The sequence below is a fragment of the Phaeobacter italicus genome (assembly GCF_019801785.1).
GTDB lineage: Bacteria > Pseudomonadota > Alphaproteobacteria > Rhodobacterales > Rhodobacteraceae > Phaeobacter > Phaeobacter italicus.
Genome location: NZ_JAHVIJ010000001.1, coordinates 669,858 through 691,864, shown reverse-complemented (window position 1 = coordinate 691,864; position 22,007 = coordinate 669,858). Strand labels below are relative to the sequence as shown.

23 protein-coding genes and 1 tRNA gene are annotated in these 22,007 nt (G+C 58.3%); 5 read left to right on the top strand and 19 right to left on the bottom strand.

Going from position 1 to position 22,007, the window contains the following annotated elements; all coding sequences use genetic code 11:
* Nucleotides 1-202 precede the first annotated feature (202 nt).
* From KUV39_RS03240 to KUV39_RS03215, 6 genes are all read right to left on the bottom strand, one after another.
* Nucleotides 203-1,069 carry an acyl-CoA thioesterase gene (locus KUV39_RS03240; protein ID WP_222458909.1) on the bottom strand — a complete coding sequence of 289 codons (867 nt, stop codon included), beginning with the start codon at nucleotides 1,067-1,069 and terminating at the stop codon, nucleotides 203-205.
* Between the two features lie 76 nt (nucleotides 1,070-1,145).
* Entirely contained in the window at nucleotides 1,146-2,357 is a 1,212-nt protein-coding gene (locus KUV39_RS03235) for a serine hydrolase domain-containing protein (RefSeq protein WP_222458908.1), read from the bottom strand.
* A gap of 24 nt (nucleotides 2,358-2,381) precedes the next feature.
* Nucleotides 2,382-3,140 carry an enoyl-CoA hydratase/isomerase family protein gene (locus tag KUV39_RS03230; protein ID WP_037302374.1) on the bottom strand — a complete coding sequence of 253 codons (759 nt, stop codon included), beginning with the start codon at nucleotides 3,138-3,140 and terminating at the stop codon, nucleotides 2,382-2,384.
* Between the two features lie 129 nt (nucleotides 3,141-3,269).
* Entirely contained in the window at nucleotides 3,270-4,061 is a 792-nt protein-coding gene (locus KUV39_RS03225) for an IclR family transcriptional regulator (protein WP_008559201.1), read from the bottom strand.
* A gap of 51 nt (nucleotides 4,062-4,112) precedes the next feature.
* A complete protein-coding gene (locus KUV39_RS03220) occupies nucleotides 4,113-5,141 on the bottom strand; it encodes a phosphotransferase family protein (RefSeq protein WP_222458907.1) in 1,029 nt (342 codons plus the stop codon).
* Nucleotides 5,138-6,163: an NAD(P)H-dependent flavin oxidoreductase gene (locus KUV39_RS03215; RefSeq protein WP_244998200.1), complete on the bottom strand. Its 1,026-nt coding sequence runs from the start codon at nucleotides 6,161-6,163 to the stop codon at nucleotides 5,138-5,140. The genes KUV39_RS03220 and KUV39_RS03215 overlap by 4 nt, the downstream gene beginning before the upstream one ends.
* A 162-nt stretch (nucleotides 6,164-6,325) precedes the next feature.
* Between KUV39_RS03215 and KUV39_RS03210 the strand changes: the two genes are divergently transcribed.
* The 3 genes from KUV39_RS03210 (at nucleotide 6,326) to KUV39_RS03200 (ending at nucleotide 8,732) form a co-directional block, all read left to right on the top strand.
* The gene (locus tag KUV39_RS03210) at nucleotides 6,326-7,324 is read left to right on the top strand and encodes an NADPH:quinone oxidoreductase family protein (RefSeq protein WP_222458906.1); all 999 of its coding nucleotides are present in this window, start codon (nucleotides 6,326-6,328) and stop codon (nucleotides 7,322-7,324) included.
* Nucleotides 7,325-7,527: 203 nt separating this feature from the next.
* Nucleotides 7,528-7,977: a type II 3-dehydroquinate dehydratase gene (aroQ, locus tag KUV39_RS03205; RefSeq protein WP_222458905.1), complete on the top strand. Its 450-nt coding sequence runs from the start codon at nucleotides 7,528-7,530 to the stop codon at nucleotides 7,975-7,977.
* Nucleotides 7,974-8,732: a LuxR family transcriptional regulator gene (locus KUV39_RS03200; RefSeq protein ID WP_222458904.1), complete on the top strand. Its 759-nt coding sequence runs from the start codon at nucleotides 7,974-7,976 to the stop codon at nucleotides 8,730-8,732. Before aroQ ends, KUV39_RS03200 begins: the two co-directional genes overlap by 4 nt.
* 401 nt (nucleotides 8,733-9,133) lie before the next feature.
* Here the strand turns inward: KUV39_RS03200 and tsf are convergent, their stop codons facing one another.
* The 5 genes from tsf to KUV39_RS03175 form a co-directional block, all read right to left on the bottom strand.
* Complete coding sequence (tsf, locus tag KUV39_RS03195; RefSeq protein WP_008561467.1) at nucleotides 9,134-10,009, bottom strand: translation elongation factor Ts; 876 nt, start codon at nucleotides 10,007-10,009, stop codon at nucleotides 9,134-9,136.
* 76 nt (nucleotides 10,010-10,085) lie between these two features.
* Complete coding sequence (rpsB, locus tag KUV39_RS03190) at nucleotides 10,086-10,853, bottom strand: 30S ribosomal protein S2 (RefSeq protein WP_037302377.1); 768 nt, start codon at nucleotides 10,851-10,853, stop codon at nucleotides 10,086-10,088.
* Between the two features lie 198 nt (nucleotides 10,854-11,051).
* Nucleotides 11,052-11,888 (bottom strand): lyso-ornithine lipid O-acyltransferase, encoded by an 837-nt coding sequence (gene olsA / locus KUV39_RS03185; protein ID WP_050673476.1) that lies wholly within the window; start codon nucleotides 11,886-11,888, stop codon nucleotides 11,052-11,054.
* Nucleotides 11,885-12,646 (bottom strand): L-ornithine N(alpha)-acyltransferase, encoded by a 762-nt coding sequence (gene olsB / locus KUV39_RS03180; protein ID WP_222458903.1) that lies wholly within the window; start codon nucleotides 12,644-12,646, stop codon nucleotides 11,885-11,887. Before olsB ends, olsA begins: the two co-directional genes overlap by 4 nt.
* Nucleotides 12,647-12,751: 105 nt before the next feature.
* Nucleotides 12,752-12,937, bottom strand: coding sequence for a DUF3553 domain-containing protein (locus tag KUV39_RS03175; protein ID WP_222458902.1), 186 nt, complete (start codon nucleotides 12,935-12,937; stop codon nucleotides 12,752-12,754).
* Nucleotides 12,938-12,965: 28 nt separating this feature from the next.
* On the opposite strand from KUV39_RS03175, the gene KUV39_RS03170 reads away from it, so the two are divergent.
* Nucleotides 12,966-13,562 carry a histidine phosphotransferase family protein gene (locus KUV39_RS03170; RefSeq protein WP_008562428.1) on the top strand — a complete coding sequence of 199 codons (597 nt, stop codon included), beginning with the start codon at nucleotides 12,966-12,968 and terminating at the stop codon, nucleotides 13,560-13,562.
* A gap of 77 nt (nucleotides 13,563-13,639) precedes the next feature.
* On the opposite strand, the gene KUV39_RS03165 is transcribed toward KUV39_RS03170, so the two are convergent.
* From KUV39_RS03165 to KUV39_RS03135, 7 genes are all read right to left on the bottom strand, one after another.
* Nucleotides 13,640-14,905, bottom strand: coding sequence for a glutamate-5-semialdehyde dehydrogenase (locus KUV39_RS03165; protein WP_222458901.1), 1,266 nt, complete (start codon nucleotides 14,903-14,905; stop codon nucleotides 13,640-13,642).
* A 74-nt stretch (nucleotides 14,906-14,979) separates the two neighbouring features.
* The gene (gene proB, locus KUV39_RS03160) at nucleotides 14,980-16,086 is read right to left on the bottom strand and encodes a glutamate 5-kinase (protein ID WP_008559711.1); all 1,107 of its coding nucleotides are present in this window, start codon (nucleotides 16,084-16,086) and stop codon (nucleotides 14,980-14,982) included.
* Entirely contained in the window at nucleotides 16,074-17,108 is a 1,035-nt protein-coding gene (obgE, locus tag KUV39_RS03155; RefSeq protein WP_008562209.1) for a GTPase ObgE, read from the bottom strand. The genes proB and obgE overlap by 13 nt, the downstream gene beginning before the upstream one ends.
* Nucleotides 17,109-17,214: 106 nt before the next feature.
* Nucleotides 17,215-17,754: a GNAT family N-acetyltransferase gene (locus tag KUV39_RS03150; protein ID WP_037302379.1), complete on the bottom strand. Its 540-nt coding sequence runs from the start codon at nucleotides 17,752-17,754 to the stop codon at nucleotides 17,215-17,217.
* Between the two features lie 173 nt (nucleotides 17,755-17,927).
* Nucleotides 17,928-18,197 carry a 50S ribosomal protein L27 gene (rpmA, locus tag KUV39_RS03145; RefSeq protein WP_008561540.1) on the bottom strand — a complete coding sequence of 90 codons (270 nt, stop codon included), beginning with the start codon at nucleotides 18,195-18,197 and terminating at the stop codon, nucleotides 17,928-17,930.
* A gap of 11 nt (nucleotides 18,198-18,208) precedes the next feature.
* Nucleotides 18,209-18,796 carry a 50S ribosomal protein L21 gene (locus tag KUV39_RS03140; RefSeq protein ID WP_008562449.1) on the bottom strand — a complete coding sequence of 196 codons (588 nt, stop codon included), beginning with the start codon at nucleotides 18,794-18,796 and terminating at the stop codon, nucleotides 18,209-18,211.
* Between the two features lie 223 nt (nucleotides 18,797-19,019).
* Nucleotides 19,020-19,871: a DUF2059 domain-containing protein gene (locus tag KUV39_RS03135; protein ID WP_222458900.1), complete on the bottom strand. Its 852-nt coding sequence runs from the start codon at nucleotides 19,869-19,871 to the stop codon at nucleotides 19,020-19,022.
* 119 nt (nucleotides 19,872-19,990) lie between these two features.
* Here KUV39_RS03135 and KUV39_RS03130 point away from each other — a divergent pair.
* Nucleotides 19,991-20,080: transfer RNA gene (locus KUV39_RS03130), tRNA-Ser, on the top strand.
* A 164-nt stretch (nucleotides 20,081-20,244) separates the two neighbouring features.
* On the opposite strand, the gene KUV39_RS03125 is transcribed toward KUV39_RS03130, so the two are convergent.
* Nucleotides 20,245-21,888: an O-linked N-acetylglucosamine transferase, SPINDLY family protein gene (locus KUV39_RS03125; protein WP_222458899.1), complete on the bottom strand. Its 1,644-nt coding sequence runs from the start codon at nucleotides 21,886-21,888 to the stop codon at nucleotides 20,245-20,247.
* Nucleotides 21,889-22,007: the final 119 nt, after the last annotated feature.

The window sequence follows — 22,007 nt, the reverse complement described above, 5'->3', positions numbered from 1 at the left end:
TCACACCGGCGCAGGTGATTGATCAGGGATGTTGGCCCACAAACGCTGCTTCCACGCGGGGCGATTGCCGGTTGAAAAACATGACAGAAGGAAGACTGCAGAACAGAGAGACCGAAGCGAATTGCTCGTTTCCGTGTGTTTTATAATCTGTATTATGGTAATTATATATGCTATGCAGAACCCTGGAACCCGTTGACCTGGCTTAGGTTCTGGAAATTGGGCGCATCAGCCCTTCCTGAGCGACGCTGGCGACCAATCGGCCATCTTCTGTGAAAATGGAGCCTCGGTTGAACCCTCGACCACCGCCAGCAAAGGGAGAATCCATCGTGTAGAGATGCCAGGCGTCAAACTGCACCGGCGCATGAAACCACATCGCGTGATCAAGGCTCGCTGTCATGGCTTCGCCGTTGAGAAAGCTGAGCCCATGCGGCCGTAGCGCAGATCCAAGCAAGCCGTAGTCCGACACATAGGCCATCAACACATGTTGCAGCTGCGGACTGGCGTTCTTTGCCGCTTTCATCCGAACCCACATATGATTGATGTCGCTGGCTTTTCCAGGGTCGACAGGATGGCGCGGCTCGATGTCTCTGATTTCGAAAGGCCGTTCACGGGTGAATTCAACGCGGATCTTCTCGCTTACTTCGCTGGCAAATTTCTTGTGGAGATCCTCGCGCGAGACCAACTGTTCAGGGCCTGGAACCTCGGGAATGTCGTGCTGATGTTCCCAGCCGGGTTCGTTGATGTGAAAAGATGCAGCAAGGTTCAGGATCTGCTTGCCGTTCTGCATCGCGGTTACGCGCCGCGTCGTGAAGCTGCCGCCATCTCGTGCAGGATCGACCACATAGATCACCGGCTTGGATGGATCACCGGGACGGATAAAATAGGCATGAAGCGAGTGACACAGCCGGTCCGGCACGGTCAGATACGCCGCCATCAACGCCTGAGCGATGACCTGACCGCCGTAAATACGCGTTGGCGTTTCACCGCCAGAGCCGACCCCGCGAAACAGATTGCGATCCAGTTCCTCGAGGTTCAGAAGATTGAGAAGAACATCAGCAGCTTCAGGCATTTACGTGGCGACTTTCATCTGGATATTGGTGCAACGGCCACGCGCAAATCGCGGCGCCTTGCGCTCTCCTGTTTCGTTAATCCGTAAGCGCGCCGTGAACCAGCGCTTTCAGCTCCGCCCGCGACGGATATGAGCTTGAGGGCGCGAGTTGGGTAAAGAAAACCACGCTGAGATCCAGAACAGGATCAACCCAGAAAAACGTGGACGCCATTCCACCCCAGCTGAAGTCGCCGGGCGAACCCGGACAGCGCGCGCGTGCAGGATCAAGGACAACCGCGCCCCCGAGGCCAAACCCCATTCCTTCCATTGGCTGTTCAGCGAAACTTTGCGGACCCATCGATGCGATGTCACCTGAAAGATGATTTCGCACCATGAAATCAACTGTTTGCGGGGAAATGATAAAGCCGTCATCGGCGTGGCCTTTTCGGCGGATCATCTCGGCAAATCGCATGTAGTCGTCGATGGTGCCGACCAAGCCACCGCCACCGGAATGCATCTGTGTCCTGTGAAATGGGCTGGTGTGATAATCATCCGTCAGGCGAAGTGGATTGCCTCCGCGCTGCGCCTCGTTCAGGGCCATCGCGTCGCCCGCCAAGGGTGAATAAAGAGAGGCAAATTTGTCGCCGATGCCTTCCGGGGTCTGAAACCCTGTCATGGCCATATCCAAGGGATCAAAGATCTCGCGTTGGAAGAAATCTTCCAATGTCCGCCCACTTACCACTTCGATCACGCGGCCAAGGACGTCGATACTGACGGAATACTCCCACCGGGTGCCGGGCTGGAATGCCAGAGGCAGCTGCGCCAGCTCTCTGACTTGAGGGGCAAGCGCACCCAGCCCCGGTTTGAACATCAGATCAGCCTCAGCCATTGCTTCCGCCAGGATACCGGGATTGAACGGATAGCTCAGCCCGCTGGTGTGCGTCAGCAGTTCACGCAAGGTCGGCGCGCGGCTTTCCTCGGTTTGGCAGATATGTTCCGCGCCCGCAACAAGGGCCCGCATCTCTTTGAATTCAGGTATGAAATCGCTGACGGGTGCATCCAGATGCATCAGCCCGCGCTCGACCAGCATCATCAGAGCAACAGATGTGATGGGTTTGGTCATCGAATAGATCCGGGCGACGGTATCCCGGGTCCATGCAAGATCCTCCTCGATGTTGCGCGCGCCAACCTCACTATAATAGAGCTCCGCACCATGCCGGTTGATCAAAACGGCGCTGCCGGCGTATTTCTTTTGATCGACGTAGCGGTGTTGCCAATCCCTGATCCGGTTTAACCTGTTAACGGTCATGGGCGGTGCTCCTGTTGCGGGTGATCAGCCGATCACCTTGGTCATGGCCGGGACGGTTTCTTCGGTAAACCAACCATTTGCGGGTTCATTTGCGCCTGCGGCCATCGCGGTTTCAATCTTGGTGATCGTGTCACCGCGCAGCTGGCGCTTGATCGAGGCAAAGGCGCCCGCTGGCAGCTCGGCCAATGTGCGGGCCTCTTTCAGGGCATATCCCATCAGATCCTCGGCGTCGTCTGCGATGATATCGACCAGATTGAAATTGCGCGCCGCAATCGGACCAATGGTCTGTCCTGTCAACATCAGACGACGCGCGATATTCCCATCCAGCGTCGCACGGGCAATTTCGAGCGGACCGACCGGGAAATCGACACCGACCTGCACTTCTGCAAGGCCGAACTTGGTCTTGGCCATGGCCACCCTGACATCACTGCAAAGGACAAAGAACATCCCGCCCGCAATCGCAGCGCCATTGATGGCAGCGACTACAGGTTTGGGACAGGCATAGATCGCAAGAAACGCCTCGTTCAGTCCGCGCACCACAGCCTGCTGACGTGGAATGTCAAATTCACGTGCGGCTTTCAAATCCATCCCGGCGGAAAACACCTTGAACGGGCTTGTCAGGATGACGGCACGAATGTCCGGGTCAACCGCAATCGCGTCAAACTCTACCTTGATTTGATTGAGGAATTCTGGCGTCAAAGCGTTGACCGGGCCTCGGCCAAGCCGAATTTCAAAGACACCGCCGCCGTGGTCTTTGCGGGTGATCCATTCACTGTCGGACATAATATTCTTGGTCTCCAATTGGCTCCGGTTCTGAAGGCGGAGCAGTCAATTCATCATGCGCCTGCCACGCAGTCGGGTCGAGCGTTTTTGCCTCCGTATTACTACGGAGCCTAGGCTGCCAGGCGCAGATCAGGGCCTCATGCTGAGCGTTTCAGCAGCCGATATCAGTTGATCTGCATACGTGTTTTCAAGGGTTTGACGGCTGACATGAAAGGACGGCCCGCCAACATTCAGTCCGTACACCCGCATTCCATTCAATGAAACAACGGGCACGGCGATACCATTCACATCCTCGCGCCAGTCACCATAGCCGGTGCAAAACCCCCGCGAGGTGTATTCTTCCTGCGCCCGTCCCAGGCTGTCCTGACGGGCCTGCCTGCTGGTTGGGTCAAGCCGGTCTGCCACGGCCAGCGCCTCTGCCTGCTGATCTGCGGACATGCCCGCAAGAACCGCGCGGCCAATGGCAGAGAAAAACAACGGCAAGCGCATCCCGACATGGGCCGCAAGCGAGACATCCTCGCGAGAGCGATGCACCGCGATATAGATCACATCCGCATGATGTGCTTCTCCCAACGCGCTGGTAATATAGGAATTTTCCCCATTGCGCAGATCGCGCAGTATTTGGGACGCACGTTCCGATATGTCCATGCCCGCCAGAACGCCATAGCCCAGACGCAGCACCCCTGCCCCCAGCCGATAGCTGCCGGATCGTTCATCCTGCACCAGATAGCCCAGCTGACACAGCGTATAGGTCAGCCGCGATACCGTGGGTTTGGGCAAGTTCGTCCGCTCTGCAAGATCGGTATTCGTCAGCTCCAACTCATTGCGGCGAAAAGCCCGCAAAACATCCAGGCCACGCGCCAGCGCGGTGACGAAATTCCGGTCTTTTTCACCGCCTGCATCTGCTTCGGTTTCGCTCATTTCTGCCTGTCCTTGCGCAACGTGCCCTCGGCGAATGTTTTGCCTTTATCTTCAGGCCCTGGCCAGTGCCCCCAGGCCCGCCCGCGCGAACTCCGGCACATAAGCCCCTAATCTTGCGGCATGTTCTGGGTTTGATGCGTTGCCGTCCAGCCCTCTTTTGCGGACACCTTGCAAAATGGCAGCCATCCGGAAAAAGCTGAAGGCAAGATAATAGCCAAACCTGTCGATCCCTGCGAGACCGCGGCGGGCGCAGTAGCGATCGATGAACTCTGCATCACTCGGCAGTCCCAAAGCAGCGCGGTCCACTCCCGCAAGGCCCCGCCCCTCGTGGCCTGGTGGCATTTGCCACTGCATGATGACCCCGGCCAAATCTGCATAAGGGTGGCCAAGTGTGGACAGTTCCCAGTCCAGGACCGCGCGACAAGCCGCACCATCAGGCGCAAAGATCATGTTGTCGATCCGATAATCCCCATGCACCAGTCCGCTTTGCCCGTCATCCTCTGGCAAATCAGCATCAAGCGCCGCGATAAGAGCATCCATGTCCTCGATGGGCTCAACCTCGCTTGCGCGGTATTGTTTGCTCCAACGGCCAAGCTGGCGCGCGAAATAGTTGCCTTGCGGGCCATAGTCCTCCAGGCCGACCTCGCCGATCTTCACATCGTGGAGCGCAGCCAGAACGCGGCTCATTTCCTCTATCACGGCGCCTCGCTCCGCAGGGGAAATATCGCCCATCACAGGGTCTGAGAAGTTCCGGCCAACGACATGTTCCATAACATAAAAATCAGATCCTATCACCTCTGGATCCTGGCAGAGGTGATAGACTTTCGCGACCGGAACATCACTGTCGGCCAGTGCGGATTGCACACGAAATTCCCGGTCCACCGCATGTGCAGATTTCAGTAGCGCCCCCGCCGGTTTCCGGCGCAAGACATAGTTTCCAGCACTTGTGGTGATCAGAAACGTCGGGTTTGATTGTCCGGTCTGGAATTTCTCGGCTGTGATGGTGCTGTCAAAACCCGGCAGCCGGCCGGCCATATACCGCTGAACAGCGTCCAAATCGATGCCTTGCGCGCTGCTCATCTGTTCGCCTCGTTGTTTGCGAACTCTGCAGCAAGGGACCGGCACGCCGCGCGGTAGCCCTGATCGATTTCGGAAATCAATTCAGCGGCGGGCTTCACGGCCGTAACGGCACCAATCCCCTGACCGGACCCCCAGATTTCTTTCCAGGCTTTGGGCTTTGAGGAGCCGCCAGAAAAATTCATCTTGCTCGCATCCGCCGAGGGCAGATCATCCGGATCCAAGCCCGCAGCCTTGATTGATGGCTTGAGGTAATTCCCTGAAACCCCTGTAAACAATGAGGAATAAACAATATCTTCAGCGGTGCTGTCGACAATCATCTGCTTATATGCCGTTTCGGCGTTGGCCTCCTTTGTGGCGATAAAGGGGGAACCCGCATAGCCGAAATCAGCCCCCAACGCCCGCGCCGCCAAAAGCGAGCGGCCATTTGCAATCGCGCCGGAAAGGGCCAATGGCCCCTCAAACCACGTCCGTATTTCCGAAATGAGCGCGAAAGGTGACAAAACACCTGCGTGCCCGCCAGCACCAGCCGCAACAGCGATCAACCCATCCGCGCCCTTTTCGATGGCCTTGCGCGCAAATCTATCGTTGATCACATCGTGCAGAACAACGCCGCCGCAATCATGCGCGGCGTCATTCACTTCGGGCCGCGCGCCAAGGGATGTGATCCAGATCGGCACTTTCCAGCGATGACAGATTTCCAGGTCACGCTCTAGTCTGGCATTAGAACGATGCACGATCTGGTTCACGGCGAATGGCGCCGCCGGGGTGTCGGGGTTGGCCTGGTTGTATCGGTCGAGCTCTTCCGTGATCCGTTCCAGCCAACTCTCCAGCAACGGAGGCTCTCCCTCCTGCTCGCGCGCATTGAGCGCGGGGAAGGATCCCACGATCCCAGCCTTGCACTGGGCGATCACCAGATCAGGGTTTGAAATGATGAAAAGCGGCGCACCGATCAAAGGTAGCCGCAGTTTTTGCAGGGCGTCTGGCATCGCCTGACCAGCCTGCGTGTATTCCAAAGCCCTCATAATCAACACCTTACCCTGCACTTCTGACAAATGCGCCGCTTGGCGCACAGCTCTTTTGCATAGCAGAATTACATTTCGCAATTTCGTTGACAACGGGGCATCTGCGCAGAAGACTTCACGTCATATGGCCCGCGCGACGGGTGTTTGCACAGGGAAATGCCAATGCACGCCATGCTCTCGATCACGCCCGGAGGCCCAGAAACACTGGAGTGGGCGGAGACGCCAACGCCCGAACCCGGCCCCTCGCAGATACTGGTCGCGATCCGCGCCGCAGGTGTGAATTACCCTGACACACTGATGATCCGTGACCTCTACCAGTTCAAACCACCGCGCCCGTTTGCCCCTGGCGGGGAAATCGCGGGTGTGGTGGTCAGCACCGGCACAGCGGTCACCGATTTTGCCGTTGGCGATCGCGTCATGGCGCTGAGCGGCCATGGTGGATTTGCCACGCATATCTGTATCGACGCCGCAGATGCGCTGCGTATCCCGGATGCGATGCCTGACACTGATGCCGCGGCGTTCGTTTTCACCTATGGCACCTCCTACCACGCGTTGATGGAACGCGGGATGTTGCGTTCTGGCGAAACCGTTCTGATCCTTGGAGCCGCTGGTGGGGTTGGCACGGCGGCCATCCAAATCGCCAAAGCGGCCGGCGCCCGTGTGATCGCGGCGGTCTCGGATGCGGGCAAGGCAGAGGTTTGCAAGGCCCTTGGCGCCGACGATACGGTGATCTACGGACGCAACCCAGACAAGGAAGAGCAGATCTCTTTCTCGCGCAATATCAAGGCCCTGGCCGGGAAAGCTGGCGTCGATGTCATCTATGACGCGGTGGGGGGCTCTTATGCTGAACCCGCGCTGCGCGCCATCGCCTGGCAGGGTCGATATCTGGTAGTCGGCTTTCCGGCCGGGATTCCCAAGATCCCGCTCAATCTGCCACTTTTGAAGGGGTGCCAGATTGCCGGTGTGTTCTGGGGCGCCGCCGTGGAGCGTGATCCAAAGGGCCATCAGGCCAACATGCAGGCGCTGTTCGATCTATACGCAAGTGGGCAGGTCAAGCCCCTGATCCACGCGATCTACCCTATGAAAGACGCAGCCAAAGCGTTGGAAGAGATGCAAAACAGGCAGGTCATGGGCAAGGTGGTCATGGTAAACGATCAGTAAGATCCCCCCTTCATTATGGTCGGATTGCGCACTGCGCGCTTGCAAAGATAGTAGAAATACTTATCAATATGAGGGTATTACGTGAGAAAGCGAAGGGAGCCGTCATCGGCTTCACCGTCAACTCATCATAAAACCAACCGCCGCGACCAAAGACAGCGCTCCTGATCCGGTCACAGGCAATGTCACCAGAGCAGGACCACAAAATGCATAAGATCCTCGTCATGAATGGTCCGAACCTGAACCTTCTTGGCACGCGCCAGCCAGAGGTCTACGGCAGCGAGACCCTCACGATGGTCGAAGAGCGCTGCGTTGCCTACGGCAAGCAGGTCGGCATGGAGGTCACCTGCATGCAGTCCAACCACGAAGGTGTGCTCCTTGATGCCATTCACGCGGCGAAAGGCGTCTATGACGCGGCGATCCTTAACGCCGGTGCCTACACCCATACGTCGATCGCCCTGATGGATGCGATCTACTCCGTCGAGCTGCCCGTGGTCGAAGTCCATCTCTCCAACATCCACGCGCGTGAGACCTTTCGCCATACGTCCTATATTTCAAAAGCGGCGTTGGGGCAGATCTGCGGCTTTGGCTCGCAGGGCTATCTGATGGCGCTGGATGCGCTCAGGGCGCATCTCAATCCCGCGACACACGGATGAAACTGCGCGCCTACCTCGATTTTATCTGTGCGGCCAAAACCCTTGAGGAGCTTTGGCTCGAACACGTGCGCCAAATGGGCGACTATAAATTCGACAAGCTTCTTTACGGCTATACCCGCCAAAAGACCAAGACCTCTCTGGGGGATCCTGAGGATTTCGTCATCCTGTCCAACCATTGCAGCGAATACGTCGAAGGGTTCGTGAATTCCGGGCTTTATTTCGACGCCCCCATGCTGCATTGGGCGCTGGAAAACGACGGCCCCGGCAGCTGGACCCTCGTACAGGACCAAATCAGCAATGGCGGGCTCTCAGAGAGTGCGCAGAAGGTTCTGGAATTCAATGCGAAACATGGTGTCACCGCAGGCTACACGGTGAGCTTCAACTCCTCCTCCGACCGCTTCAAGGGGGCGATTTCGCTCGCTGCCCGCGATGGGCTCAACCAGGATGATGTCGAGGACATCTGGCGCGAACACGGCCGCGACATCACCTTGATGAACAACATGGCCCATCTCAAGATCCTGACCCTGCCCTATCAGCCCCCCAATCGCAGCCTGACCCGCCGTCAGCGCGAGGCGTTGCAATGGGTTGGGGATGGCAAGACGACCCAGGACATTGCCGTTTTGATGGGGCTGACCACAGCAACGGTCGAAAAGCACCTCCGCCTCGCACGTGAGGCCCTGTCGGTGGAGACCACCGCCCACGCGGTTCTCAAGGCCGCGCTGCACAACCAGATGTACACTATGGAAAACGAGTGAGTTTTCTTTAGGCGTCCAATACCGGCACAATTATCAATAGTTTCCCCCACCAATTCGTTTGCGAAAATTTGAATTGGTATGGAATTCATGACTTCCATCCCGCTCAATTTATAGGCATACTTAACATGTTCCGTGAGTGGGGCTTTGGCCTGGGACTGCAGGGTATGATCCTTGGAATTGCAAGGCGCTCAGACCTGTCCGGTGGCTACGTCTATTCTTCGACGCAAGTGCCGGCATGATTTTGGGGCTCTTTTCCGTTTGGATGAGGGCCCTTTTTCGTATCCACCGTCTTAGTATCCACCTTCGTGTCTCACGGCCGGATCTCTCAGCCGTATACCAGACATGAAAAAGGCCGGTGATCCCGCGGATCACCGGCCCCATCAAAACATAAGTCGAAAGACTTAGCCCTGAGCAGCTTTTGCCACTTCAGCAGCGAAGTCTTCTTTTTCGACTTCGATGCCTTCGCCGACTTCCAGACGCACGAAACCGGTGATGGTTGCGCCTGCTTCTTTTGCAGCCGCTTCAACAGTCAGGTCCGGGTTCACAACGAACTGCTGGTTCAGCAGGGTGGATTCAGCAACGAACTTCTTCATGCGGCCAACGATCATCTTTTCGATGACCTGCTCCGGCTTGCCGGACTCGCGCGCGATGTCCATCTGAACCTGCTTTTCTTTCTCGACGACAGATGCGTCCAGATCAGCTTCGGACAGAGCGGCAGGGTTCACAGCTGCGATGTGCATCGCGATCTGCTTGCCGATGGCTTCGTCGCCACCTTCCATTGCAACAAGAACACCGATTTTGCCCATGCCTGCGGTTGCAGCATTGTGGACGTAGGACACGACGTTGGTGCCTTCGATCGACGCCATGCGACGGACGGACATGTTTTCGCCGATGGTGGCGATTTTGTCGGTGATGGTTGCTTCGACAGTCTTGCCGCCCAGGTCAGCCGCTTTCAGCGCGTCAACGTCGTCAACAGACAGAGCTGCTTTTGCAATGCTGGACACCATTTCCTGGAAGTCCGCGTTTTTCGCAACGAAGTCGGTTTCGGAGTTCACTTCAACAGCAACACCTTTGCCGCCTTCGACGACAACTGCGACCAGACCTTCAGCCGCGGTACGGCCGGATTTCTTGGCTGCTTTTGCGAGACCCTTGGTGCGCAGCCAGTCAACAGCGGCTTCCATGTTGCCGTCGTTTTCGACCAGTGCTTTTTTCGCGTCCATCATGCCTGCGCCGGTGGATTCGCGCAGTTCTTTCACCATTGCTGCAGTGATTGCCATCTTAGGCTCTCCTCAAGTCAAATACGGTTTGGGGCAGGTCTACCCTGCCCCACATGTCAAATCGATGACACGAAGATCAGGCGTCGGCTTCAGCCGCAACAGCCTCTTCTTCCGGCGCTTCTTCCAGAGCACCCAGGTCAACGCCTGCAGCACCCAGCTGGGCGGTCATGCCGTCCAGAGCGGCGCGAGCGACCAGATCACAGTACAGCGCGATTGCGCGTGCCGCGTCGTCGTTGCCGGGGATGATGTAGTCAACGCCCTCGGGGGAGCAGTTGGTGTCAACAACAGCCACAACCGGGATACCCAGTTTGTTGGCTTCTGCGATGGCCAGCGCTTCTTTTTTCACGTCGATGACGAACAGCAGATCCGGAACACCGCCCATTTCGCTGATACCACCCAGAGACGCTTGCAGCTTCTCCTGGTCACGCTCCATGCCCAGACGCTCTTTCTTGGTCAGGCCTTCGGCGCCGGATGCCATGCGCTCGTCGATGTCTTTCAGACGCTGGATCGACTGGGAAACGGTTTTCCAGTTGGTCAGCGTGCCGCCCAGCCAGCGGTGGTTCATGAAGTACTGAGCGGATTTCTCAGCGGCTTCTGCGATCGGTGCAGCTGCCTGGCGCTTGGTGCCAACGAACAGAACGCGGCCGCCTTTTGCAACGGTGTCGCGGACAGCGGTCAGAGCCTGGTCCAGCATAGGAACGGTTTGGGTCAGGTCCATGATGTGGATGCCGTTGCGCGCACCGTAAATGAAAGGTGCCATGCGCGGGTTCCAGCGCTGGGTTTGGTGACCAAAGTGTACGCCTGCTTCAAGCAGCTGACGCATGGTGAACTCGGGAAGAGCCATGTATCTTTTCCTTTTCCGGTTTCGTGCCTTGGCGGGGGTCTCAGAGCGGATGCTCCAACCGGCGGTCTACCGGGGATGTCTCCCCCGGACAGGCCAATCCCCACCTGCGGATTGAATGGCGCGCGTATAAGTCAGCTGGGAGAGATGCGCAAGACCTAAAAGGACCAAGCTGACCCAGACCCACCATTTGGTGGGAAATCAGGGCTGACGTTCGGCCCAAATCGCCTCATGTCCTTGGCGGACCGCCCCCTCACAGGCCGCCGCCAGTGCCTTGCGGTCTGCAAAATCAGCAACCTTCAAAGCAGGGTGATAGGTCAGAACCACCCGGCCTTGCCGCGGCGACGCCAAGGTCTGCAGCAAATGGCTGGCAAAATCCATGTCTCCCCACCAGCCATAGAAATTCCGATCGCCACCCTTGGGCGGCAGGAACACCACCGATACTGGCTGGACCGAAATCTCATCCCGCAGGGTGGGATGAAAGAACGCCGCAAACAAAGTGGTCTTGAATGGCAGCACCCGCAGCCCGTCGGTCGAGGTCCCTTCCGGGAAAAACAGCAACTTGTGGCCAGCCATCAGGCGCTGCTGAAACAGCACGGTCTGGTTGCGGGCCTCGCGGGCGTCACGTTTGATGAAAACGGTCCCCGTCGCTCGTGCAAGCCATCCGATGCCGGGCCAATTGGCCACCTCTGCCTTTGAAACGAAATAGATCCGTTTGCGCGCGTTCAGGGCAAAGATATCAAGCCAGGACGTATGGTTCGCGACCACTGCGCCCCGCTCTGCCATCAGCTTGCCCCTTGTCTCAAAACCCATTCCCAGAATGCGGAACGCATTGCGACAGACAAACTGTGTGATGAAGGGCGTCACTGGCCTGTGCAGCCCGAAAACCGGCCGCTCTGCCAGACGTATCAGCAGCAGAACCAAAAGGCCGCCAAACACCAACAGTCCCAGGGCCAGCCCGCGCACCCCCACCAGGACCCACCCCAAGGCCGTTATCCGCGGCGCGTCGGGGGTTTGTTCGTCGTTCCAGGTGCTCATGCGGAGTTTCGCCCACCCTCATAAATCCGACGCTGGCGCTCGTTCATCTTGGCGGTATCAAGAACCAGACAGACATCCGTGGTGTTAAAGGCGTGGTCGACATAGGCGCCATCCCCCACAACCCCACCAAGACGCAGATACGCCTTTATCAGGGCAGGCGTGTCCAGCATCGCCTTGCGCCGATCAACGGCCTCCTTGGGCATCAGATCCATTGCTTGGTATGTTTTTGCGACCGGACGCAGCTCTTCCGGGGCCAGGTGGTTGTGATGCAGCATCGACAGCGCATCAGAGAGCGGCCCCACGTCTGTGCCGTGAAAACTGGCAACGCCAAACAGGACTTCGATGTCATGAGCTGCGACATATTCCGCAAGAGCCGACCAAAGGTGGAACATCGCCATGCCGCCGCGATATTCGGGGTGAAGGCAAGATCGCCCCAGTTCCAGCAGCTTGCGACCGGACTGAACAAGGGCCGACAGATCATACTCATCGGCTGAGTAGAACTGCCCCGCCTGCGCGGCCTGATCCGATCGCAGAACCCGGTAAACCCCCACGACCTCTGCGCGTTTCAAATCCTGCAGCAAGAGATGGTCACAGTAGGGATCGAACCGATCCCGCTCTAGCCCGGCCTGATGGTCAACCATCTCTCCGCTGCCACCCAGCTCGCGCACAAAAACTGCGTAGCGCAACGCCTGAGCTGCGCGCAGGTCGTCGTCAGTTCTGGCCAAGGTGACCTGAAATTGAGGGGATTGCGTTGACATGAAACCGCCCAAAGCTGATTTGCCTTGCGCGCAGCTAGCCGATAAGGCAGGCCATGTGCAAGTTTGGTTCAAATTTTCGATAGCTTGTTAACCGTTCATAAATGCTTATGACGGATCAAAGACTGGAATAAGGGCCACCTGGGCGCTGTTGAACACCACTTTTCCCTGATCGGGGAAATTGACGGTGATCCTGCCGCCTGCGTTCGCTTGCACCTGTCCCGTGCCCCATTCGGGGTGGTCTGGATGGGTCACGAGCATTCCAGGGGCAAGTATGGCGTTGAGGTCGTTCATGCGTGAAGGCCCAATTCGGAGGAAAGATATGTCTGTAGATAACGCTAATCTCGCGGCTTTGGTAGGGTCGCGCATCTGCCACGACCTGATCAGCCCGATCGGCGCGATCAACAACGGATTGGAGCTGCTTGGAATGTCCGGCGACATGTCCGGTCCCGAGCTGGAACTGATCTCTGACAGCGTGGCAAATGCAAACGCAAGGATCCGGTTTTTCCGCATCGCCTTTGGCGCGGCCAGCGAACAGCAGATCAGCCGGGCCGAGGTGGTTTCCGTGCTCGAGGACATCTCCAAGGGCGGTCGCTTGAAATACCAATGGACACCGCAGGAACCCGCAACCCGCGCTGAGGTGCGTCTGGCGCTTTTGGCTGGTCTTTGTCTTGAAACCGGACTGCCCTATGGCGGCAACGTCAATATCCTCTGCGCAGATGGCAAATGGACCGTCATTGGCGAGGGGAGCAAGTTGAACATCGATGACGAGCTTTGGGCCCGTGTGAGCGGTGGCAGCTCATCTGCAACAGTGACACCCGCGCTGGTCCAGTTTGCCATGCTGCCAGAGGCCGCCCGCGACTTGGGCCGCACGGTTCGGGTGGAACAGACGCTTGAACGTGTGACCATTCACTTCTGACGCTTCACGAAACTGGAAAAAATCAAGGCGCCGCAATCGCTTGCGGCGCCTTTTTCAAGTTCACACTTTGCGTAGTGTTAGGCCCGAACGGCGCCGTTGCCACGCACAAGATACTTAAAGCTGGTCAGTTGTGCCGCACCAACAGGCCCGCGCGCATGCATTTTGCCAGTTGCGATCCCGATCTCTGCACCCATGCCGAATTCCCCGCCATCTGCGAACTGGGTTGAGGCATTGTGCATCAGGATGGCACTGTCCAGCTCGGCAAAGAACTGCTCTACCGCGCGACCGTCCTCGGTGATGATGCAGTCGGTGTGCTGCGAGTGATGGGTGCGGATGTGGGCAATCGCATCATCAATGCTGTCCACCTGTTTGGCCGCGATGATGGAATCCAGGTATTCCCGCCCCCAATCATCCGCATTTGCGGCGACCATTCCGTCGGGCCCCGGCAGGCCACTTTCGGCGCGAATTTCGACCCCGGCTGCCGCGAGCGCGGCCAGCACCTCTGCACCGAGGGTCGGTGCAATATCGCGATGGATCAGAAGGCATTCAGCAGCACCACAAATTCCGGTGCGGCGGGTCTTTGCGTTTAGCACGACATCCAGCGCCTTTTGCGGATCTGCAGCCTTGTCGAGGTAGATATGCACAATCCCCTCCAAATGCGCAAAGACCGGCACACGGGCTTCACGCTGGACGAGACCGACCAACCCCTTGCCACCACGGGGCACGATCACATCCACCGTGTCCGTCATGGTCAGCAGGCACTGCACCGCTGCACGGTCCCGCGTTGGCACCAGTTGCACTGCATCCTCCGGCAAATCCGCCGCGCGCAGCCCTTCGACGAGACAACGGTGAATGGCCTGGCTGGAGTGAAAGCTCTCTGACCCGCCCCGCAAGATCACTGCATTGCCCGATTTCAGGCACAGCGCGCCGGCATCGGCGGTCACGTTCGGTCGGCTTTCGTAGATCACGCCGATGACGCCAAGCGGTGTACGCACCCGCTGAATGTTCAGACCAGAGGGCTGGGTCCATTCCGCCAGTACCTCGCCAACAGGATCAGCTTGGGCTGCAACCGCACGCAGACCCGCGACGATGCCACCAATGCGCTCTTCATCCAGGGCAAGGCGATCCATCATTGCGGGCGACAGGCCCTTGTTGCGGCCAAATTCCAGATCCTTGGCGTTTTCTGCCATAATGTCCGCGCGGTTGGCCCAAACAGCATCTGCTGCGGCATTCAGTGCTTTTTCTTTGCAATCTGCGGATGCTGTAGCCAGTTTTGCAGCCGCCTGCTTTGCACGTTTGCCGATGTCGGCCATCAACGCGGCAATATCTTGTGCGTCAGTCATTCTTAGAAACCCTTGTTGGACCCAATTCGCCACCGTCGGTGGTCAGGCTGGGACAGCCCTATCACGGAAACCGCTCACAGCGCCATATCATCGCGATGGATGACAGCCGCGCGCCCGGCATAGCCCAGAATTGCCTCGATCTCGCTCGACTGGCAGCCCCGGATGGCAGCGGCCTCTTCCGATGTATACCGGCTGAGCCCCTGCCCCAATTTCCGCCCGTCTGGGCCCAGGATGGCCAGCGGATCACCGCGGCCAAAGTCTCCTTCGATATGCAAAATACCAGCAGGCAGAAGGCTGTTGCCGTTCAGCAGCGCCTTTGCAGCACCGGCATCAACAGCCAATACGCCGCGCGTTTTCATTGCCGCGATCCAGCGTTTGCGAGCAAGATGGGGATCGTCCTGCGCTGTGAACCACGTGCACGCAGCACCGTTTTCTAGCATTTTCAGAGGGTTATCAGGCGAACCTTCTGTGATTGCCATGGCACAGCCAGCCGCCGTCGCCATCTTGGCTGCCAGCAGCTTGGTGATCATGCCCCCTTTGGACAGCCCGGAAACACCATCCCCGGCCATCGCCTCGATCTCAGGCGTGATCACATCGATCTGGTCATAGCGGCGGGCGCTGGGATCCAGAACCGGATTGGCGGTGTAGAACCCATCAACGTCGGACAACAGGATCAACGCATCTGCGCCGACCGTCACCGCGACCTGCGCGGCCAGGCGGTCGTTATCGCCATAGCGAATTTCATCGGTCGCGATGGTGTCGTTTTCGTTGACGATGGGCACGACACCCAGTCCAATCAGCGTCTCAAGTGTTGCGCGCGAATTGAGATACCGGCGCCGGTTTTCGCTGTCTTCCAGCGTAACAAGAACCTGCGCGGTCGTAATGTCATGCGGGGCCAGCGCCTCTTCGTAAGCGCGGGCAAGCCGGATCTGGCCCACCGCCGCCGCGGCCTGCGATTGCTCAAGCGGCAGATCCTGCGACGGCAGACCAAGGGCGCCGCGCCCCAGCGCGATTGAACCCGACGAAACAAGGATCACATCCTTGCCCATCCCCTTGAGCCACGCCACGTCCTCTGCCAATGCGTGCAGCCAAGACGCCCGCAATGTGCCGGTTGACCGGTCGACCAAAAGGGCTGAGCCGATCTTTACGACAACGCGTTTCGCATCGCTCAGGGTTGCCAAGAGCCCTGCTCCTCCTGAGGTTTCTGACGCAGACGATCCTCGTCGATCTCGGTCCGCATCGCCCGCAGAACCTCGTTCAGCCCTTCACGGCTCACGCCCGACATCATGAAGACTGGGCCGCCAACTGCGGCTTCCAGCTCTGCTTTTGCTGCGGCGCGCTCTTCGTCATCAAGGCTGTCCACCTTGTTCAGCGCGGTAATGCGCGGCTTGTCAGCCAACTCACCACCGTAGGCTTCCAGCTCGTTGATGATGGTCTCGTAATCCTCGGCAACGGTATCCGATGTGCCATCAACCAGATGCAACAGCACAGCGCAGCGTTCCACATGACCAAGGAAACGGTCGCCGATACCACGCCCCTCATGAGCGCCGGCGATCAGGCCGGGAATGTCGGCAACCACGAATTCAACGCCATCAATGCCGACAACGCCAAGGTTGGGGTGCAGCGTGGTAAAGGGATAGTCAGCGATCTTTGGCCGCGCGTTGGAGGTCGCAGACAGGAACGTGGATTTGCCTGCGTTCGGCAGACCCAAAAGGCCCACATCCGCGATCAGCTTCAGCCGCAGCCAAATGGTGCGATCGATGCCTTCCTGACCGGGGTTTGCACGCCGCGGCGCCTGGTTGGTCGCGCTTTTGAAATGCAGGTTGCCAAAGCCGCCGTTGCCACCCTTGGCCAACAGAAAACGCTCGCCAACCTCGGTCAGGTCCGCCAGTACGGTTTCCTGATCTTCGTCCATGATTTCTGTGCCGACCGGAACCCGCAACACGATGTCATCGCCATCCTTGCCGGTGCGCTGACGGCCCATGCCGGACTGGCCGTTTTTGGCAAAGAAATGCTGCTGGTAACGGAAGTCGATGAGGGTATTGAGCCCCTCAGTCACCTCAACCCAGACAGATCCACCCCGGCCGCCGTCGCCACCATCGGGACCACCGTATTCCATAAACTTTTCGCGGCGAAAGCTGACGCAGCCGTTCCCGCCCGAACCGGAGCGAATGTAGACTTTGGCCAGATCGAGGAATTTCATGTCAGCTCCTTGCTGATGATCCTACCGCTGCACGGCAGGGTGATTTGGGGCTGGCCCAAACTTGGGCCGGTTGCCCCGATTTAACGCAAACGCTGCGGCGCGCCAATCAGAGTTTTCGGCTGTAGGTCCAGGTCGGAACCGTGGCATCGCGCGCAACGGAGTATGTTTCGGCATCACCGAGGTATTCAAACCCGCAATGCGTCAGCACGCGCGCTGCGGCCGGGTTGTCCTGAAAGGCCGTCGCAAACAGCGTGCTGCAATTCTGTGGGTTGGTTTCGACAAGTGTCTGCAACGCCGCCGAAGCCAGGCCGTTGTTCCAAAACACCGGGGCGATCCAATAGCCAACCTCGCTTTGGTCACGGTCCAGCCGTTTGAGGCTGATGATGCCCTTCAGCTCTTCACCACCTTCGGACGTGCTGTCGATGGCCCAGACATCCTCTTCACGGGTGGGATCCATCGCGCGTGTCACAAAGGCCTCGATCGCTCCGGGCGGGAGCGGATGGGGAATGGCGCTGGTCATCCGAGCCACGCGCTCGTCGCTGACGTAATGCGCAATCAGCCCCTCATCGGATTTGCGCAGCGGGCGCAGCACAAAGCGACCAGCATCAATGACCTTCTGTTCCATAACACTCTCATCCAAACTCATGTCCTCGCTCCTCTCGAAGACGACCAAAGGCGCGCCAGAAACGATCCAATGCCGCGCAGATAACACGGTGCCATTGATATCTCGTTAGGCAAATTCGCCAAATACGGGTCAAAACAAAAAAGGGACCGGCGGTATCGCCGATCCCCTGATTTTCATCCACCTTGCGGGTCGGCTTATTCAGCGGCCTCCGCCACTGGCAGAACCGATACGAAAGTGCGGCCTTTCAGGCCTTTGTGGAAGGTGACTGCACCATCGGTGGTCGCAAAGATGGTGTGATCTTTGCCCAGACCAACGCCTTCGCCCGGCCAGAACTTGGTGCCGCGCTGACGAATGATGATGTTGCCTGCGATGGCCGCCTGGCCACCGTACAGTTTCACGCCAAGGCGGCGACCAGCTGAGTCGCGACCGTTACGGGAGGAACCGCCAGCTTTTTTATGTGCCATTCTGTCTCTCCTTAGCCTTTAGCCAGTTCTTTGGCTTGCTCAACCCACTCGGGTTTCACTTTGATGCCTTCGATACCAGCAATGTCTGCTTCAGACAAGGCTGCGATCTGGGCGAAGGTGGTCAGACCAGCTTCTTCCAGCTTCTTGGCAGCAGCCGGACCAACACCGTTCAGGTCGGTCAGTTTGTCGCCAGCAGCAGGTGCTGCCTTAGCTGCAGGAGCGGCTTTGCCAGCTGCCGGAGCAGCGCCTTGGCCGGATGCAGCTTTTACGCCGGATTTGTCAGCGCCGGATGCCAGGATCTCGGTGATCTTGACCAGAGTCAGCTTCTGACGGTGACCTTTGGTGCGCTTGGAGGAGTGCTTACGACGGCGCTTCACAAAGTGAATGACCTTCTCGCCTTTGATCTGATCGACAACTTCGGCCTGAACCGCAGCACCGTCAACAAAAGGCGCACCCACAACCGGTGCATCACCACCGAGCATCAGAATGTCGTTGAACTGGATTGTTTCGCCAGCATCAGCAGCCAGTTTTTCAACACGCAGCAGGTCGCCGGGTTGAACTTTGTACTGCTTGCCGCCGGTTTTGAGGACCGCAAACATATGCGTCTTTCCTTTTCTACCCGCGTCCTACGGTCCCTTTCGCATCAGATGCGTCCAGTGTTTCGGCCCAGGGCCACCTCGAACAGCGCGCCCCCCTCGGGGCGTATGACAAATAAACCCCGGCACAGAGATTCCGGGCCGGGATGCGGGCTTATGCGGTGATCGTGTGGATAAGTCAACCCGTTTTCGGCGGCAATTGCGCCACCACGGTGATGGCGTCAGATCACAGATCCTGCGCGGGCTGCAGATCCTGCAGACGATAGGCCAAAGCCTCAAATCGGTTGGCCGTAATCTCATACTGGACCGCGTTCAGCAGCGCATAAACCTGTTGCATCAGCGGATGCTCCAGCGCGTCAATGTACTGGTCAAGCTCGGCATCGCTGAAACCCTGGTAGGTATAGGCGCTTGCGGCCATGTTTGCAGCCTGCATCGCCATGCGTGTTGCCCCCTCCTGATCGGCCATGAACGCACGCAAGCCATCGCCATCCAGCTGCAGGTCAATGACCCCCGCAGCGCTGGCCGCCATGAGAAAGCGGAACTGGATTTCCTGCAGCGCCTTCACACCGGCATCAGCGGCATCAATCGCCTCTCCCATCCGCTGAAACAACTGCGGTCTGCTGCTGCCATCGGCCACAAGATCGCTGATGATCCGCATCCCTGCCTGCTGTTTGGCGTCATCATCTTCAACCCGGTGCGAGGCGTTCTCTGCGGCAACCAGCCGCGCACCCAGGGGACTGGCATAGAAATCCGCAGCATGAGCCAGCGCCTCTTCTGCCAGTGTCTCCTCCAGAATGGTGATCGCCGTTTCGCGCATCTCGTCGCGGTCAAAGACATCCTGCGACAGACGCACCCAGGCGGAACCAAAGGCGCCAGCATCAATCCCCAGCATATCCGGCGCCAGCTCTGCCGAATGGGCAATACTATCAAGTGCCACGTCGAACCCGGTCGTTTCGAGAAAGGCAATCACCTTTGCCCGATCCGCTGCCTGTGCAGCAACGGTTGAGAAAAAGAATGCAAGAACAAGGGCTAGCGCCCCTACTCCCTGGATTAGGCGTGTTCGAGAAGCATAGGTCATACCAGAAACCTAAGCGTTTTCGCCCCCGAGACAATCAAAATTGAAAATTCCCGCCAAAAGCGCGAATTCCCCCCTTGCGCCCCTGCTCAATCCTCTTTAAACGCGCTCTCACCCCCCGCGGAGAGGTGCCGGAGTGGTCGAACGGGGCGGTCTCGAAAACCGTTGTCCCTTCACGGGGACCCAGGGTTCGAATCCCTGTCTCTCCGCCACTTTTCCTCAGATTGAGAATGACCGCCACCGGACGTGCCCGTGCCGTCGCGATCGTAATCGCGGACAGGCTGCTGCCGGGCTCAATGTCGATCTCCCCCAGCACGCGGTCAGAAATTACGCAAATAGACCGTTCCCGCCCCTACCCTCGCGGATCAAGCCCTGCCTAGGCACGGCTCTCTTGATACACCGCCTCCAACAGCCCCTCGAAATCGCGGGTCCATGTCTGGGTATCAAACAGCGGCAGCTGGTCTCTTTCCTCCCTGAGTTGGCGTTTGATCCGGGAAAGACGCTCCGGATCCTTGGCGAGCGCGGCTGCTAACTGAACATAGTCAGCCACAGACGTGACCGACAGCTCGGCCAAATTTGCAGCATGCAGAATGCTGGTGGCGACGCGCGCAGCGAACTGCTCTCCACATAATGTGAGGATTGGCACCCCGCACCAGATCGCATCCGAAGCGGTGGTATGGGCGTTGTAGCTGAAACAATCCAGACAAAGGTCGACCTGAGAGATCCGGTCCAAGTGGTCTTTCTGGGGCAGCGGTCCCGTCAGGATCACACGAGCAGGATCAACCCCTGCGGCCTTGACCTTGGCAATCAACCTGTCTTTCAGATCAAGATTGCTGAGATAGAACACCAAAACAGAGTCAGGCGCGGCCTTCAGGATCTCCATCCAGGTTGCAAACTCCCGCGGGCCGATCTTGTAGATGTTGTTGAACGTCGCAAAGACAAACCGATCCTGCGGAATGCCGAAACGGTCGCGCATATTCGTGTCCGCAGGGCTGTAACGCGGATTGGTATTGGGTTGATAGCACTGCGGCATGCGTAGAATGCGTTCGCTGTAGCAGTGCTCTGCCTCTGGCGGGATGGTGATGGCGTCGGCAACCATGAAATCCATGTCGGCCATCCCCGAGGTGCCGGGAAAGCCCAGAAATGACACCTGCGCTGGCGCCGCGCGGTGGGCAAAAATCTCCGGTCGGGACTGAAACGTGTCTCCCTTCAGATCAATCGCAATGTCGATCTGATCGCGCCGCGCAACCTCAGCAATCTGCCCCGCAGAAATGGCCGAAACGTCGCGATAGGTGTCAGCGATCTCCTGTACCAGCTGCTGATAGCCGCCCTCTCGCGGGGCCAGATCGTAGACAAAGAACTCAAACCGGTCACGATCATGGGCACGCAATGCGCCCTCGAACAGATGCATCGTCGGGTGATCGTAAATATCCGCTGAAAAATAGCCAACCCGGATCCTGTCGCCGGGTGGATGTGGGCGTAGGTCAATTTGGCGGCTCACAGGCGCAGCAAGCCGAGCGTTCGCCAGTTGCAACTCTGGGTCGTCGATCAGCGTCAGCAATGTCAGAGGTGCGAATTTGTGCTGGTGGGAAAGCTGGCGCTGCAGGGTCGCGGTTTCCTGTTCCGCATCAGTCCAGGCAAGAAACTGTCGCCTGAGCCGCAAGATAAGCGGCAAGGCAATTGCATTGTTCTCATCCACCTCAAGCGCATATTCGAGGACCTCAAGCGCCTCCTTCTCAAGCCCGCCATCCCTGAGCCGCGAGCCAAGCGCCGCGATGAACACGGAATTATGTGGCGCCAGAGACAGCGCCTTTTGCTGCCAACCAATCGCCTCACGGATACGCGCCGGATCAGAGGCCACGATTTCGGCCAGATAGTGATAGCTGATTGCCGTTTCCCCCTCGCTTTGAAGGGATTGGCGCATCAGCGCCTCTGCAGAGGGAAATTCAGCACTGCGCATCATGGCGACGGCATGGGTGTAGAGCGGGCAATTGACCCCGTTTGGAAAGGCGACAGTCACAGCGAGCTCCTTTGCGGACAGATCGCTTCAACCTTTCGGAAATTTCTTAAGATCCGCTTAGGTTGCGACAGCCGGTGACGTAATTTGCGGGCTTTTATCCGTCGCGATAGCCCTGCCGA